We start from the raw sequence: 16,567 nt of genomic DNA on the forward strand, positions 1-16,567 counted from the left end.
TGACATTTCACCCCTAAATTAGCCTTATCACAAATTGCTAGGTATGTTTATAAGGGGACCTCTCAGAGAAATACTTTAATAAAGCGCCTGCATCCTAAGGACTAGGATCAGTTCTCAAACTCGGTACAATAAAGAAAAGAGTGAACCTAGTTATGGACAAGGAGTTTGAATCACACGCCGCTAAAACTAGCAGCCCTACGACGCTAGAGCGGGCCTACATAGATTTAGTTCAAAATCGCTCTTTATGGTCTGACGGGCTCGACCATGCATTAAAAACAGTTGTTAAGCACTGCGCACTTTGTATGCAAGTATCTCGCTGCAGCATTTGGCAATTTACTGAGCATAATAAAATTTCCTGCGCTCAAATGTACAACGCAGAACTACAAAGCTACCAAACTGGCAAGTCCCTTTCTATCCTCGACCTCCCTATCTATTTTAATGCTATTAAAAGTTCACGAGTCGTGGATGCGCACGATGCGCACCAAGATACCAGAACTCAGGAACTCGCCGCTGACTACCTTATGCCCATGGGTATCACTTCTATTTTGGATGCGGCTATTAATAATAAAGGGATCATTGAGGGAGATGTATGTTTTGAACACATTGGCCCTCAACGCCATTGGAGCGAAGACGAAAAAAACTTTGCAGCGTCAGCCGCCGATTTAGCCGCACAGCTGTATATGTATTACGCGATGAAAGACAACGAATTGCGTTATAAAATACTTTTTAATCAATGTGCAGATGCCGTATTTATATCCCGTAATAATACAGTGATTGACTGTAACGAAACGGCATTAGAAATGTTTGGTTGCCAACGGCATGATATTTTAGGTAAGCACCCTGCTTTTTATTCTCCTCCCCACCAAGCGGATGGCGCCGACTCTTTTATTAAAGCTCAACATCACATACACGAGGCCTTATCAGGAAAACACCCTATCTATGATTGGCTTCATACACGGCTAGACGGCACACCTTTTTTTACACGCGTAAAACTCTCTTGTGTGGAATTAAATGGACAAGCTCACCTCATAGGCACCATACATGACGTGGACGCCTTTCATAACGCAGAACAACGCATTATAGAGCTTAACACCTTACAAAAAGCCATTGTGGCCGGCGCTAAATACGCCATCATTTCTACCGATACAGATGGCATCATACAATCATTCAACCCAGCCGCTGAACAATTACTAGGCTATCAGCATACGGAAGTTATCAACCGCATGCATGTAACAAGCTTACTCAAAAAAGAAGAAGTCAGCACCAGAGCACCCAACCTGAACGCTAAATTATCCTCATTCTCACTACGGGACCCAGTCACGCTCACTCAATACTCTGACGATCAAGAGTGGACATACCTACATAAGAACGGTACTGAAATACCCGTTATGCTCTCCATCACCGTGCTCAAAGACAATGACCGCAAAGTGGTGGGCTATTTAGGTATTGCCTATGACTTAACGGCATGGAAAAAAACGGAAAGAGACCTAATTACTTATCAAAAAAAGCTGGAGCACCGGGCCAATCATGACTCGTTAACGGGGCTGCCAAATCGCACGCAACTGCATGAAGATGCTAAAACTCAAATACAAGCAAGCGAATCAGATCAGCAACTCACATCATTAATGCTTCTAGATCTTGACCGCTTTAAAGAAATCAACGACACCTTAGGACATCATACTGGTGACCTATTACTCAAAGCCCTTGCAACCCAACTACAAGACGTTTTGCAACAATATAATGCCACTTTGTACCGTCTTGGCGGCGACGAGTTTGCGATTCTATATTCATCGCTTAACTCACTTCAGCAAGCTTACAGTCTTGCACAACGGCTCAGCGACTGCATTCGACAACCTATAGAAGCGGAGGGTATTTTACTGGAATTAGCGGGAAGCATCGGCATCGCTATTTACCCCACACATGGCAGTAATATTCACGAGCTATTACGCTGTTCTGATGTCGCCATGTACAGCGCGAAACGACAATCACAAAGCTTTACTATGTACGACAACTCTCTTGACTCGCACAGCCCTCGCCGCCTCAAAATGATGGCAGAACTTGGCAATGCAATTCGTACGAACCAATTAACACTTTTTTTCCAACCCCGTATCGAAGTAAAAACAGGGCTATGTGTTGGATGCGAAGCCCTAATTCGCTGGAACCATCCCGAATTAGGGCGAGTGCCACCCGATGAGTTTATCCATTTAGCGGAGATGAGCGAAACAATACACGCGTTAAGTCATTGGGTAATCGAACATGCCATACAACAAATAAAGATTTGGCAATCCGTCAATATAAACATCCCTGTTGCTATTAATTTATCAGCCCGCAACCTTGTAGATTTATCGCTGCCTGACACAATTGAAACGCTACTCGAACAAAATAACGTTGAGAGTAAGTGGCTAGAAATAGAAATCACCGAAAGCGCTTTTATATCTGACCCGGGCCGGGCCGAATCAGTAGTGAATGATATTAATCAATTGGGTATTTCGATGGCGATAGATGATTTTGGTACCGGCTACTCATCCTTGAGCTACCTAAAACGTTTGCCCATACAAACCTTAAAAATTGACCGCAGCTTTGTAGACGATATGCTCCAAGATGAGCAAGATGCAGCGATAGTCCATTCTACCATTGGCTTGGCACACAGTTTCGGACTAACCGTAATTGCAGAAGGTGTGGAGAACCAAGACACGCTTGATGCGCTTTCAGCGTTGAACTGCGAACATGCACAAGGGTTTCATATATGCAGACCTATTCCACCTGACGAGTTTATTCAGTGGTTTTCGCAGTCATTGCCCACAAAATCGTCTTTGTAAAACGAAATGATACAAAGGATATTCAAACAACGTTGAAGGCTTACCAAATGACAAGGGTTATTGCTTTTTTTGTTGTAACAAGGATTCAAAGCACTCGGCTGACATAGGGCGATTCAAGTAATAACCTTGTGCAGAATCACAGCCAAGCGAGCATAATTTCTCTAATTGCTCTTCGGTTTCTACTCCCTCAGCGACAACATTCAAGCCCAATGCATGGCCTAAGGATACCGTTGCACTGACAATCAGCGCCTCATTGGGATCGAGCAACATATCCTTTACGAAGCTTTGGTCTATTTTCAAGCGGCTAACACTTAACTTACGCAAAGCCACCAAAGAAGAATACCCCGTACCAAAATCATCGATAGCAAGCCCCATCCCTTCAGATACATAGGAGTCAAGTAATGCTAATGTCTGCGGCGATGCATCCATATAAGCCGATTCAGTAATTTCTATTTCAAAACAGCTCAGCGGCACCTTGCTCTCGTCAACTTGTTGCAGCAATGCTTTCATGCCCTCTTCGCTGCGCAACTGGACAGGCGATAAATTAAACGATATGCGACCAAATTCGAGTTGGTTCGAGAACCATCGAGACGCATCATTGCACACTTGCTGCGCCACCCATAAGCCGATGTCATCGATCATTCCACGCTTTTCTGCGATGGCAATAAACACTTGGGGACTAATTATTTTTTGCTCAGGATGACGCCAGCGCAAAAGCGCTTCCCCGCCTTCTAAGGCTCGCGTCCGGCATGAGTACTGCGGCTGATATTCGACGTAAAGCTGCTGGCGGATTTGCGCGCTCCCTAGCAGGTGAGCCAGCTCGGCATCCCTCTTTACCAAATCGGTCATTTCGCTTTGATAAAATGCATAACACGAGCGACCGTTCTCTTTTGCTCGATAGAGTGCGATATCTCCTCTGGAGATCCATTCATCGACCGATAAGTCTTTATCGCAAACAACAACCCCCGAACTAATTGAGGTTTTAATGACATGGCTATTGAGCTCAAAGACAACTGAGAAACACTGAATAATTTTCTCCGCCATTGCCGCAACATCTACAGGGTCACGAACATCACTTTGCAAAATAGCAAATTCATCACCTCCCAAACGTGCAAAGGTATCTTCGGCACGCAGCAATTTAGATATTCGGCGGGAAACTTCCACTAAAAGCGCATCACCGACTGGATGCCCACGAGTATCGTTAATCTCTTTAAAGTGATCGATGTCCATCATGTGCAACGCACAAATATGGCCAGAACGGCGATTTAATAACAACTCGTGTTCAAACCGATCCTGGAATAATCGACGGTTAGGCAGCCCCGTCAGTGCATCATGAAACGCCAAGTAGCGAATCTGCTCTTCAGCCTGCTTGCGGTGAGTAATATCATGGAAAGTAACAACAGATCCTATAATCATATCCTGTTGTTTAATCGGAGAGCTCCAGTACTCTACAGGAAAGCAGCTTCCATCTTTGCGCCATAACACATCAGAATCCACGCGATAACTATGGTCATCTCTAGCTGCGCTTAGCATCATGCACTCATCAGCACTAATTTTGCGACCTAAACGGTCTGAATGATGAAAAAGAGCATGTCCATCTTGCAGGATGAGTTCATCAAACGAAAAGCCCAGCATATTGATTGCCGCTGGGTTGATAAAGGTAATAAGCCCATCTAAATCGATCCCAAAAATACCTTCTTTACTATTTTCGAGTAATAAACGAGATCGCTCTTCCGCTTTTGCCAACGCCTGCTCTGATTGTCGCTGCTCAGTAATGTCAGTCCCTGATGATAAAATGCCGTACCGATCACCTTCAGCCGTCGTGAGCACTTGGTTATACCAGCGAATTAAGCGGGTTTCCCCTCTACTGTTCACAATAGGGCGCTCAACCTCTTGATTAGGCGCGTGTTCCCCTTTCATTAAATTTGAAAACGCTAAGCGGGCAGCATCTCTATCGGCCTCTGGAATGAAGCAATCAAACCAATTTAGGCCGATCGCTTCTTGGTGCGTTACCCCCAACAAACGACAGGCAAATCGATTTAACAATGTGATGCAACCTGCTTTATCAAGCGTAAAAATAATGACACCAACAATATTCAAATAATGATTGGCTTGCTCTGAAACTAGCACAGGTGAATTTTCAGAGAGACTGTACCGAATAGCCTGCTCCATTTTAGGAAAAGACTGGATAGATAATAATAAACGGGGGTTTGAAGGCACTTCGCAAGTCAACTGCAAAGTGACCAAGCAATATTGAGCACTGGCATCTTTTATCCGAAGAACTCGGGAACCCTTAGTGCCAGATTCTGAGCCTTGCGCGGTGAGTTGAGACCAGCTTTGCATGTCATCAGGATGAATTAAGCTGTCAATGAAGTGAGGTTGCTGCCACTGATTAGGAATAAAGCCTAAAAATGGGTCTGAGTCAGCATCGACAGAAAAAATACCAGCTTCAGGTTGATAATACCCTGATATAAAGAAAATGATTTCTATTGAATCTTTGCTTGGTAACGTCGATTTTACAGTACTCATCTATCATTCCACCCAAATTAGAAAATAGCCTGCGTACTTTTTCAAAATTCCAAACCTATCTTAAATTTCCGCCTATCTGTACTTTAAATAATACTCAGTTTTCCTGATCCTTCCACATTAATAGTACTTTTTACTGGCCATGATCAATAAAACATACATGGGTTATGTTTTATTGATCAATGGCCTAACCACTAGATAAAGTAAGTACGTAGCGGCGGGAAGCCGTTAAATTCAACGGCACAATAACTGCTTGTATAGGCACCAGTAGACATCCAATAAAGCTTATCACCGATTTCTAGTGACAAGGGTAATGCATACTTGTGATTTTCATACATGATGTCCATGCTATCGCATGTTGGACCGGCTATCACTACTTCTTCTGTCTCACCTGCTTTATCAGTAAGCACTTGGTACTTTATTGATTCGTCTAAGGTTTCAATCAACCCATTAAACTTACCCACGTCGGTGTAAACCCAACGCTCTAATGCCGTTGACGATTTCCGTGAAATAAGAACGACTTCAGAGACCATTACACCTGAGTCTCCGACAAGCGAACGGCCTGGCTCTAGAATCACTTCGGGAACTTCTTCTGGGAAATCTTCGGTTAAGAAGCGAGAAATCTCTTCCAAATATACCGATATATCATTGTTCTTTTGGAGATATTGCGCTGGAAATCCGCCTCCCATATTGATCATCTTCAAAGCTATGCCATGCTCAGTAAATAAACGCTCAAACACAACTTTGACTTTGGCTATTGCCCCATCCCACGTATCTATTTCGCGCTGTTGGGAGCCTACATGGAATGAGACTCCGTAGGGCTGTAAGCCCAGATCCCTTGCTAATACTGCTAATTCAATAGCCATTTCTGGGCTGCACCCGAACTTGCGGGACAACGGCCAGTCCGCCCCCTCAGCACCTTCCGTTAAGATACGTATATACACACGAGACCCCGGAGCAAACTCAGCAATGTTACGCAAATCGGCTTCAGAATCTGTCGCAAACAGACGTATGCCGCGCTCGTAAAAGTAGGCTATATCTTTGCGTTTTTTAATGGTGTTTCCGTAGCTTATACGATGGGGTTCAACGTCAAATTGAAGCACTCGATCCAGCTCGTAAATTGACGCAATATCAAAGTTAGCCCCTAAGCTTGCTAGCAACCCTACCACTTCTGGTGCGGGATTCGCCTTGACGGCATAGTAAATACTGGCGTAATCAAAACCTTTGACCAACTCTAGATATTTTTGCTGGATAGTTTGTAAATCAACTACCAGAAAAGGAGCCTCTTTAGTCTCGGCTAAGTGTTTTACGCTTTTCCAAAACGCTGGAGCTATTTGATCACGAGCATTCACTATTGAATCAACCTCATCTATCTTTCAGTAAAACAATTAATAAAAAAGCCCGTAATGGGTAACATTACGAGCTTTCAATTGGCTGCGGAGTATAGATCAAAAGCAGCCTGACCACAAAGACCTGTTCCTATCTAAATGGTTCGACCGTGTGTCACAATTTGTTCGATATCAGCAAACGATTTAGCTTCGTAAAGTACATCAAAGCCAACCTTCAGCTGGCGAGAAATATCGCTGGCTGATACGATACCGCAGATCTTTTTAGTACTCGTGGCATTATCAACCACTAATACATGCTGCTCACCAGAACCTTTAAGGGTTTCCATTACATCACCAATTTTAACCTGTCGTGCTTGCTCCATGGTTAAAGCCTTTAGGCGGGATTTAGCAATCATCACGTGTTTGATCAAAACATCTTCTCGAGGAATGTCATTACTTTTCATGTAAGCCATAACGTTGCGGCCTAAAATCTCACGTGCTGTGATAATACCCACAAACTCGCCTTGATCATTAGTAGCCAACAATAAGCGCACATGTTGAGTTTTCATCAACTGTAATGCGTGATCAACTTGCATATTTTTTGATGCGGTAATTGGCATAACCCTATTAAAGTCGGTCATAACTTTTTCTGCGGGGCTTGCTAATGTAATTTGTTCACTGACAATTTTTGGGGTAACAACTTCTGAAACATCAGCGATATCTTGCAAACGAACTTGGCGAAAATCTTTTAACATCGCCGGCCTCCTTAGGGGACTGAGTTAAAAAAATTGAGGCGTGCTCCCTAAAACCTGCCAGTCGCAATCTAAAATCTAAATGGGCCATTAGACTGTGCTTTGTAAGTAAAAAGTACCTTGAGAAACCAATAGTGATTGCCCAAACACCTCAACCCTGTAACCACTAGACTCAAGGGGCTTCACGAAAGTTCCGATATAACTTGGCCGCCCGATTTCCGTCCCTTGATATATCATTCGATTATGGCTTTTTCTTTGCCCCGTTTTCTGCTCTTCACGTAGCGCTAAGGCTCCCGATAATGCGGCCGCAGCACTGCCCGTGGCGGGGTCTTCTGCAATACCTGATGCTGGCGCAAACATGCGCATTTTTACATCATTTTTATCGCTACAGACCGCATAAATACAGACATCTTCAACTCTTTCACCTTTTAGGTGATCAGCCCAAAAATTGAAATTAAAAACAGCATTTTCAACATCTTTTGGGTGCGTTAACGGAATCATTAAAAAAGGGATACCGCAGTCAGCAATATAGGGTAGATCTGCAATTGTCTGTTCATCTAATGACAACAAAGCTGCAGCCTGATGCTGATCATATTTAGACGCCTCAACTATGGGATCAACGGCGCATTGGAAACGCGCAATGTAGCCGCCATGTTCAATAGGCTCAAATTCTATAGGTACAGGGCCTACACCCTCATCTAGCACGAGCGGGCTCGACATATCTAACCAACTCAACTCACGTAACAGACATGCCGTCCCTATTGTAGGATGACCGGCAAACGGCAATTCACGATCGGGGGTAAAGATGCGAACAGGCCAGCGGTTGGTAATGGATGACTTTTCACCTAAGAAAACGGTTTCTGACAAATTGAGTTCTTTAGCTATTTGTTGCATTACGTGGGTAGGCAAATTTACAGCATCAGTAAAAACGGCTAAGGGGTTCCCACCAAATTGAGTGTGAGTGAATACATCTAAAGTGTAGTACGTTAATGACTGCATGCTTTTGCTCCCTACTGGTGTTTCGATGAACGGTTCCTGTCTACCTTTATTCTGACGTTTTATTAGCTGCGCCACATAGGTTTAGTCCCCTCTTTTAATGCATCACTTCGACTCAACCCTATGTCTTTTAAAGATGTTTGATCGAGTAATAACAATTGTCGACGTGTTCTCTGACGATTGAGTAGCCGAAGACATTCGTCTACTACACGTTTAACCAACCCTATAATAACCATAAGAAACCTCCGTATGTTTTCTCGTTGCGATGTGTATAGATTACGGAGTAAACTGAAACCATTACAGATCCAAATACAATTTTTTAAAAACAGTACAGATAAACAAAAACTGATCTGTACTGCTAAAAAAACGTGAATCTGTCACTGCACTATGGAAAACCGACGCAAAAAGGTAACTGCACGTGAAACTCTATGAACAAACTGCTCTACAGATCAGCGAGCGTATTGAAAAAGGCTATTTCCTAGTAGGTGACAAACTTCCTTCTATACGAGAGCTTAGCCAATCTCATTCGGTCAGCATTTCAACCGCGCAAGAGGCTTATCGGTTACTTGAAGATCAAGGGTGGGCTGAGTCACGCCCAAAATCAGGCTATTACGTGCTGGATAGGCAGAACACGCCGCTTAATCTCCCTAATATCACTCGCCCTTCTCAACGGCCATTAGAAGTTACTCACTGGCAGGAGGTTTTAAACCTGTTATGTGCAAATTATCAACCCGACAGCATCCAATTAAGCCGAGCGATACCCGACCTAGACGCCCCGTCCATTAAACCGTTAACCAAATTACTCGCCGATATTAACCGACAACTACCCACGCGCGATTTGCTCTCTTATGAAACACTACGAGGCTCTGACAAGCTACGGCTTCAAATTGCCCGATTAATGGTGGATTCTGGTTGCCAATTACATCCCGACGATCTAGTTATCACTAACGGCTGCCAAGAAGCGCTTTCCTCAAGCTTGCTCGCGCTTTGTAAACCCGGTGATATCATTGCAGTGGATTCACCTAATTTTTATGGGTCGTTACAGATCATCAAAGCACTAGGCTTAAAAGCACTAGAAATCCCCACACATCCTGAGACAGGCATCAGCCTAGAAGCTTTAGAGCTGGCACTCGAACAATGGCCCATCAAAGCTTTACAAATAACGCCAACTTGCAACAATCCGCTGGGCTACACCATGCCAACCGAGCACAAGAGAAAGCTGTTGGCACTCACTAAACCTTATGATCTAGCGATCATTGAAGATGATATTTATGGCGACCTTGCCTATCAATCGCCGCGCCCTCCTTCTATTAAATCGATGGACGAAGAAGGTCGTGTCCTGTACTGCTCATCCTTTTCAAAGACACTCGCGCCGGGCTTACGTGTTGGCTGGGTCGCTCCCGGTCGCTACCTCAACCAAGTAATGCATATGAAGTACGTTGTCACGGCAAGTACATCGACACAAGCTCAATTAGGCATTGCAGAGTTTATTGCACAAGGTGGCTACGAACGCCACATACGCAAAATGCGCCAGCAGTATCAGAACAACCGTGATTACTTAATACGCCTCATTACAGAGCACTTCCCTGACGGCACGCGTATGAGTTACCCACTCGGCGGTTTTGTTTTATGGGTTGAGCTACCAGGGGATATCGATACGGTTGAAATGAATAAGCGGGCCGAGTTGTTTAACACCAGCATTGCTCCAGGCACACTGTTCTCTGCTAGCGGAAAATACAGGAACTGTATGCGACTCAACTTTGCCCAACGCGGTGACGAACGCTCCGACAAAGCCGTTGAACAGCTAGGTTTATTGGCCAAAGCCATGATTAAAGAAAAACAAACAGTCCAGTAAGCTCCCGAAAACCTGATAACTGATTAAAAAAGCAAAGCTGGCATATTGATTGCTAAATTTACTGATTAGCGACATGTCGACGAATAAAACTTGACTCAAAAGTCAGAAAATTAATATTCTAATATGACAAAATCAGATGCCATCAGCGCTCTCAGGGGGAAAACGTGATACGGTTTTTATTAGACGGGCAAGTTCATACACTCAACGATGTAGATCCCAACACAACCGTACTCGATTACTTGCGGCTTACGCTTGGCAAAACAGGAACAAAAGAAGGATGCGCTTCTGGCGATTGCGGCGCATGTACAGTGGTGCTAGCAGAGCTCAACCCGAACAACCACGAGTCAACGCCGCCACTCATTTACACAACCATCAATAGCTGTCTTACATTACTACCCGCATTAGATGGTAAGCAGCTTATCACCGTCGAAAACCTTAAACATAACGAGCAATTACACCCCGTTCAACAAGCCATGGTTGATGAGCACGGTTCTCAATGCGGTTTCTGTACACCTGGCATTGTCATGTCTCTATTTGCTCACTACAAGAACGCGGCTGCAGACACCCCTTATAATCGTCATGCCACTGAACTCGCACTAGGCGGTAATTTATGCCGCTGTACAGGTTACCAACCTATATTTAACGCAGCCAAAGCCTTATCAACCTTATCCAACACCGATCAGTTTTCGCGTAATAGTGCTCGAACGGCCGAAGATCTGCTGAGCATTAAGCCCACCGAGCAACATTCTCTCTCTGATGGAACACACCGTGCTTTTTCGCCCACCAGCACCCAGCAACTATGTGAATTATTAAACCTTTATCCAGAAGCCAACCTATTAGCCGGCGGAACGGACTTAAGCCTCTCGATCACACAGTTTCACGAAGCACTCAGCACTATTATTTATGTAGGCTCAATAGCGGAGCTACAACACATTCGTTGGGCAAACGGTACGCTCGTCATTGGCGCTGCCGCTACGTTATCAAACAGCGCAAACGCACTAAAGCAACACTTGCCAGACTTTGCCGAACTACTTAATCGATTTGCCTCTCTGCAAATTCGCAATCAAGGGACCCTTGGCGGAAACATAGCCAATGCTTCTCCAATAGGAGACTCCCCACCCGCTTTGATCGCCGCTGACGCCTCCCTAACACTTCGATCAGCCAGTGGCTCCCGTACAATCAACCTTGAAGACTTCTTTGTCGATTACAAAGTAACGGCACTAGCCAGCGGAGAATACATAGAATCTATTCACATTCCGCCACAACCGCCACAGGCTATTTACAAAATTTATAAAATTTCTAAGCGTTTAGACGACGATATCTCTGCTGTACTAGGCGCCTTTAGAATTGTTTGCAACTCCCAGAATGTCATTGTCGATTGTCGTTTAGCTTTTGGTGGAATGGCTGCAACCCCCAAACGGGCTCAGATTACAGAAGCATTTTTACTGGGTAAAGAATGGAATGAAGCGAACGTATTAGCCGCGAAAGACCTCCTGCTTGATGACTTTACGCCGCTGAGTGATTTTCGTGCGAGCGCCCAATACCGACTACTCATTGCCCAAAACTTACTTGAAAAGTGCTGGATAGAGTCCACCCACAGCACCGACCAAACAGTGGCCAGCACACGTATTACAGATGCATCGCTTTTAGCGCCCTATGATTTAGCTATTGATGTCGGGACAACCGCCTCAGCCCAAGGAGATGCATCATGAGCCATACACCAACGCCAACGTTATCGCACGAAGCCATGCTGGAGCGCTTTAAGCAGGATTTAAAAACCGGTGTCGGCAAAAAAATCCCTCATGAAAGCGCCGAACGCCATGTCACAGGCGAAGCCACCTACGTTGATGATCGGCTTGGCTTTACAAACCAATTGCACATCTATGCGCTAATGAGCCCTCACGCCCATGCTGAGATCACCCACATGGATTTATCCGGTTGCTACCAACCCGGTGTTGCTTGTGTATTAACGGCGAAAGATGTGCCCGGCCAATTAGATATAGGCCCAGTATTTCCCGGAGATCCTTTATTAGCGGACGGCAAAGTCGAGTTTTTAGGCCAACCCGTTATTGCTGTTGCTGCCACTAGCTTGGAGATTGCTCGTACAGCCGCTAAAGCCGCATTGATCGAGTACAAGCCTCTGGACGCTATTATTGATGTTGAAGAAGCGCTAGCTAAAAAACACTTTGTTCAAGAAAGCCATGAACACAGGATTGGCGATGCACAAGCAGCCCTCAGTGACGCCACTCATACGCTGTCAGGCGAATTGCATATCGGCGGGCAAGAGCACTTTTATTTAGAGTCACAAGTCGCCAGCGTTATGCCGACGGAAGACGGTGGGATGATCGTATACAGCTCAACCCAAAACCCGACAGAAGTGCAAAAACTGGTAGCCGAGGTTATTGGCGTGCCTATGAATAAAGTAGTTGTTGATATGCGCCGAATGGGAGGCGGGTTTGGAGGTAAAGAAACACAATCTGCGTCACTCGCCTGCCTATGTGCCGTAGCCGCTTTAAAAACAGGTCGACCAGTTAAAATGCGCCTGCCGCGCCATGAAGATATGACCATGACGGGTAAACGGCACCCATTTTATAGCCGCTACACAGTGGGTTTTGATGATTCTGGCATCATCCAAGGCATTGATATTGAGCTAGCCGGTAATTGCGGATACTCACCTGATTTATCAGGCGCTATCGTCGACCGCGCCATGTTTCATGCGGATAACGCATATTTTCTTGGCAATGCTGTAATTACAGGACATCGCTGCAAAACAAACCTCGCCTCAAACACGGCCTTTAGAGGCTTTGGAGGCCCGCAGGGTATGGTCGTCATCGAAGAAATAATGGATGCCATAGCACACCACCTAAAAACAGACCCTCTGACGATCCGCAAGCGCAACTTTTATGGAAAAACCGCGCGCAACATTACCCACTATCACCAAACGGTAGAAGACAACCTGCTCGACGAGATGATCAACGAGCTGGAGCACAGTTGCGATTATCAACAACGACGCGAACACATTAAAGAATTTAACAGCCGTAACCGGTTAATGAAGAAAGGGATAGCCCTGACGCCCGTTAAGTTTGGCATTTCGTTTACGAGTAGCTTCCTTAACCAAGCAGGCGCTCTAGTGCACATCTACACCGACGGCAGTATCCACCTTAACCACGGTGGGACTGAAATGGGGCAAGGCCTAAACACGAAGGTGGCGCAAATCGTCGCCGAAGTATTCCAGGTGGACCTTAAGCGTATTCAAATCACGGCAACCAATACAGGAAAAGTACCTAACACATCACCAACGGCGGCCTCCTCCGGGACAGACCTCAACGGTAAGGCGGCCGAAGCCGCAGCAACGACTATAAAACAGCGGCTCATCAGCTTTGCCGCTTTGCATTTTAACTGTGACGAAACAGCGGTCTCATTTAACAATAACCATGTTAAAGCAGGCGAGCAGATTATTAGTTTTGATGAGCTCATTGCCCTAGCCTATGTTGGGCAAATATCGTTATCGAGCACTGGCTATTACAAAACACCCAAAATTTACTATGACCGTGACAAAGCCGCTGGTCGCCCCTTTTACTACTTTGCATATGGCGCTGCCTGCAGCGAAGTCGTTATCGATACGCTAACTGGCGAGTACCGTGTTGTACGCACTGATATCCTTCATGACGTAGGAGCCTCATTAAACCCCGCTATAGACATAGGGCAGGTTGAGGGTGGTTTCATTCAAGGTATGGGCTGGCTGACCACAGAAGAACTTGTCTGGAACGACCAAGGAAAGCTAATGACGAGCGGACCAGCCAGCTACAAGATCCCCGCCATTGCCGATACCCCTCCTATTTTTAATGTAAAACTGGTAGAAAATCGGAAAAACCCTGAAGATACCGTCTTCCACTCCAAAGCCGTTGGCGAACCCCCCTTCATGTTAGGAATATCTGTTTGGTGTGCATTAAAAGACGCTGTAGCAAGTTTAGCGGATTATACGATTCACCCTTCTATCGATGCACCAGCAACACCAGAACGCATCCTGATGGGCATCAACAAGCTGCGTCATGAGCAATCTGCCAACCAACAAGCCACGGCCGGTGGTAAGGCATGACATCGACGAGCTGGATCCAGCAACTAGCAACAATCACGGCCGCCGGCGAATCAGCGGTTTTAGTTACGGTGGCAGAACATAAAGGGTCAACGCCACGAGAAGCTGGGGCTAAAATGATTGTCACCACAGAGCAGTGCTACGATACGATTGGCGGTGGGCACTTAGAACACAAAGCAATTAAACATGCTCGTTTGCTTTTAGCGAATCGTGCACAGCGGTCGCAGATAGAACATTTTGCTTTAGGCGCTTCGCTAGGCCAATGCTGTGGAGGCGCGATCACGTTGCTATTCGAACCGATCAACCCGCCCGCGCTAACAGTCGCCATTTTTGGTGCAGGTCATGTAGCTAAAGCGCTAGTGCCTATTATCGGGCACCTGCCTTGCCAAGTAAGGTGGATAGACTCTCGTGAACACGAATTCCCGTCAATTATACCCTCCAACACTCAGCCCATTATTAGTGAGCAACTGACTGATGACGTGCAAGATCTACCTCCAAACAGTTACGTGCTGGTAATGACACACAACCATCAACTCGACCAAGCTATTGTTGAGACTGTGCTAGCTCGCAAAGACGCGCTGCATCTGGGTATGATCGGATCAGACACAAAACGGCGAAAATGCGAACACCGATTGCGCCACAAAGGCTTTACAGAACAAGAGATTATGCAGTTAACTTGCCCGATTGGATTAACAAGCATTAGCGGCAAACTACCCGGGGAAATTGCCGTATCCGTTGCCGCCCACTTGATTCAGACCTATCAACAACAGGTGGCTACTGCGTGCAAACAAGGCACACAAAACACCTCCAGCCACGCCGAAATACACCACCTTGGCTAAGTGGATTTCTACTATTCCTTTAGCGAACTAAACGAGCTACTGACAAACTATGACCGATACCCAAACCGCCTACCGATCAGCATTGTTCCATACACTCGATAACCCTGCTCACCAACCAGCAGGAGAGGCTCACCAATATTTTGCTGACGGGCTATTAGTCGTCGAGAACGGCACAATAACCCACTGCGGCGACGCTGAAAGCCTTCTCAAGGAGTTACCGCCCCATATCAAGGTCGTAGAACTACCCAACAGCTTAATCACCCCCGGTTTCATTGATACGCATATCCACTACCCGCAAACCGAAATGATCGCGTCTTACGGCGAACAATTACTGGATTGGCTTGAAAACTACACTTTCCCAACTGAAAAGCAGTTTAGTGATCCCGAGCATGCCCAGCGTGTAGCTTCGTTGTTTTTAGACGAACTACTGAAAAACGGAACCACGACCGCTCTGGTGTTCGGCACCGTTCACCCGGAGTCCGTTGACGCTTTCTTTAATGAAGCACAAAAACGACAATTACGGATGATTGCCGGCAAAGTTATGATGGACCGCAATGCACCAGACTATTTAACCGACTCAGCCCAAAGCAGCTATGACGAAAGCAAGCAGCTGATCGAGAAATGGCATAACAAAGACCGCTTAGCTTATGCTGTGACGCCCCGATTCGCACCCACAAGCACCCCAGAACAATTAGATGTTGCCGCCAAGCTACTTAAGCTTGCCCCAGACTTATATTTACACACCCACTTAGCTGAAAACAAAAATGAATGTGAATGGGTAGCCGAGCTATTTCCTGAAAGCCGCTCTTACTTAGACGTGTATGACCAACACCAACTCCTGACAGAGAGATCAGTCTTTGCGCATGGCATTTATTTAAATGACGAGGACTGCTGCCGTTTGCACCAAACCGGATCATCGGTTGCTTTTTGCCCCACCTCTAATCTGTTTTTAGGCAGCGGGCTGTTTAATGTAAAGAAACTAGAATCGCATAAGGTGAATATAGGCATGGGAACCGACGTGGGTGGTGGCACAAGCTTTTCGATGCTTCAAACCTTACAAGAAGCCTACAAAGTAACTCAACTTCAACAACAACGTATTGATCCCATACAATCCTTTTATTTAGCAACACTAGGTGGGGCGCGCTCGCTCAGACTAAGCGATAAGATCGGCACGTTACTGCCTAAGAGCGAAGCTGATTTTGTCGTTTTGGATCTTGAATCCACGCCATTAATAAAAGCACGCATGGCCAACGCAAATAGCATATCTGAACAGCTATTTATCCTAATGATGCTAGGAGATGACCGCAGCATCAAAGCCACTTACAGTGGTGGTCGATGCGTGCATCAACGCTAAGC

The 16,567-nt window shown here is 45.7% G+C and carries 11 protein-coding genes; 6 read left to right on the forward strand and 5 right to left on the reverse strand.

The window, feature by feature from the left end:
- The first annotated feature begins 152 nt into the window (after positions 1-152).
- A complete protein-coding gene (locus BS617_RS08370) occupies positions 153-2,819 on the forward strand; it encodes a bifunctional diguanylate cyclase/phosphodiesterase (RefSeq protein WP_075172378.1) in 2,667 nt (888 codons plus the stop codon).
- Between the two features lie 57 nt (positions 2,820-2,876).
- Here the strand turns inward: BS617_RS08370 and BS617_RS08375 are convergent, their stop codons facing one another.
- The 5 genes from BS617_RS08375 to BS617_RS08395 all read right to left on the reverse strand — a co-directional run bounded on the left by BS617_RS08375 (position 2,877) and on the right by BS617_RS08395 (position 8,657).
- On the reverse strand, positions 2,877-5,348 hold the full coding sequence (locus BS617_RS08375; protein ID WP_075172379.1) for a putative bifunctional diguanylate cyclase/phosphodiesterase: 2,472 nt from the start codon (positions 5,346-5,348) through the stop codon (positions 2,877-2,879).
- A gap of 191 nt (positions 5,349-5,539) precedes the next feature.
- Positions 5,540-6,697 carry a type III PLP-dependent enzyme gene (locus BS617_RS08380; protein WP_139303145.1) on the reverse strand — a complete coding sequence of 386 codons (1,158 nt, stop codon included), beginning with the start codon at positions 6,695-6,697 and terminating at the stop codon, positions 5,540-5,542.
- A gap of 131 nt (positions 6,698-6,828) precedes the next feature.
- On the reverse strand, positions 6,829-7,428 hold the full coding sequence (locus BS617_RS08385) for a CBS domain-containing protein (protein ID WP_075172381.1): 600 nt from the start codon (positions 7,426-7,428) through the stop codon (positions 6,829-6,831).
- Between the two features lie 87 nt (positions 7,429-7,515).
- On the reverse strand, positions 7,516-8,424 hold the full coding sequence (locus BS617_RS08390) for a PhzF family phenazine biosynthesis protein (RefSeq protein WP_075172382.1): 909 nt from the start codon (positions 8,422-8,424) through the stop codon (positions 7,516-7,518).
- 62 nt (positions 8,425-8,486) lie between these two features.
- Positions 8,487-8,657, reverse strand: coding sequence for a DUF1127 domain-containing protein (locus tag BS617_RS08395; protein WP_075172383.1), 171 nt, complete (start codon positions 8,655-8,657; stop codon positions 8,487-8,489).
- A 182-nt stretch (positions 8,658-8,839) separates the two neighbouring features.
- Here BS617_RS08395 and BS617_RS08400 point away from each other — a divergent pair, with 182 nt between their 5' ends.
- From BS617_RS08400 to guaD, 5 genes are all read left to right on the forward strand, one after another.
- Complete coding sequence (locus tag BS617_RS08400) at positions 8,840-10,276, forward strand: aminotransferase-like domain-containing protein (RefSeq protein ID WP_075172384.1); 1,437 nt, start codon at positions 8,840-8,842, stop codon at positions 10,274-10,276.
- Positions 10,277-10,440: 164 nt separating this feature from the next.
- A complete protein-coding gene (gene xdhA, locus BS617_RS08405) occupies positions 10,441-11,988 on the forward strand; it encodes a xanthine dehydrogenase small subunit (protein WP_075172385.1) in 1,548 nt (515 codons plus the stop codon).
- A complete protein-coding gene (gene xdhB, locus BS617_RS08410; protein WP_075172386.1) occupies positions 11,985-14,375 on the forward strand; it encodes a xanthine dehydrogenase molybdopterin binding subunit in 2,391 nt (796 codons plus the stop codon). The genes xdhA and xdhB overlap by 4 nt, the downstream gene beginning before the upstream one ends.
- On the forward strand, positions 14,372-15,211 hold the full coding sequence (gene xdhC / locus BS617_RS08415; protein WP_075172387.1) for a xanthine dehydrogenase accessory protein XdhC: 840 nt from the start codon (positions 14,372-14,374) through the stop codon (positions 15,209-15,211). The genes xdhB and xdhC overlap by 4 nt, the downstream gene beginning before the upstream one ends.
- Before the next feature lie 49 nt (positions 15,212-15,260).
- Positions 15,261-16,565, forward strand: coding sequence for a guanine deaminase (guaD, locus tag BS617_RS08420; RefSeq protein ID WP_075172388.1), 1,305 nt, complete (start codon positions 15,261-15,263; stop codon positions 16,563-16,565).
- Positions 16,566-16,567: the final 2 nt, after the last annotated feature.

This window comes from Neptunomonas phycophila (assembly GCF_001922575.1).
Classification (GTDB): Bacteria; Pseudomonadota; Gammaproteobacteria; order Pseudomonadales; family Balneatricaceae; genus Neptunomonas; species Neptunomonas phycophila.

Bases quoted from the DNA above. Each gene is read 5' to 3' on its own strand.
- BS617_RS08370 (WP_075172378.1), top strand. From the start codon at position 153: ATGGACAAGGAGTTTGAATCACACGCCGCTAAAACTAGCAGCCCTACG.
- BS617_RS08375 (WP_075172379.1), bottom strand. From the start codon at position 5,348: ATGAGTACTGTAAAATCGACGTTACCAAGCAAAGATTCAATAGAAATC.
- BS617_RS08385 (WP_075172381.1), bottom strand. From the start codon at position 7,428: ATGTTAAAAGATTTTCGCCAAGTTCGTTTGCAAGATATCGCTGATGTT.
- BS617_RS08390 (WP_075172382.1), bottom strand. From the start codon at position 8,424: ATGCAGTCATTAACGTACTACACTTTAGATGTATTCACTCACACTCAA.
- BS617_RS08395 (WP_075172383.1), bottom strand. From the start codon at position 8,657: ATGGTTATTATAGGGTTGGTTAAACGTGTAGTAGACGAATGTCTTCGG.
- xdhB (WP_075172386.1), top strand. From the start codon at position 11,985: ATGAGCCATACACCAACGCCAACGTTATCGCACGAAGCCATGCTGGAG.
- xdhC (WP_075172387.1), top strand. From the start codon at position 14,372: ATGACATCGACGAGCTGGATCCAGCAACTAGCAACAATCACGGCCGCC.
- guaD (WP_075172388.1), top strand. From the start codon at position 15,261: ATGACCGATACCCAAACCGCCTACCGATCAGCATTGTTCCATACACTC.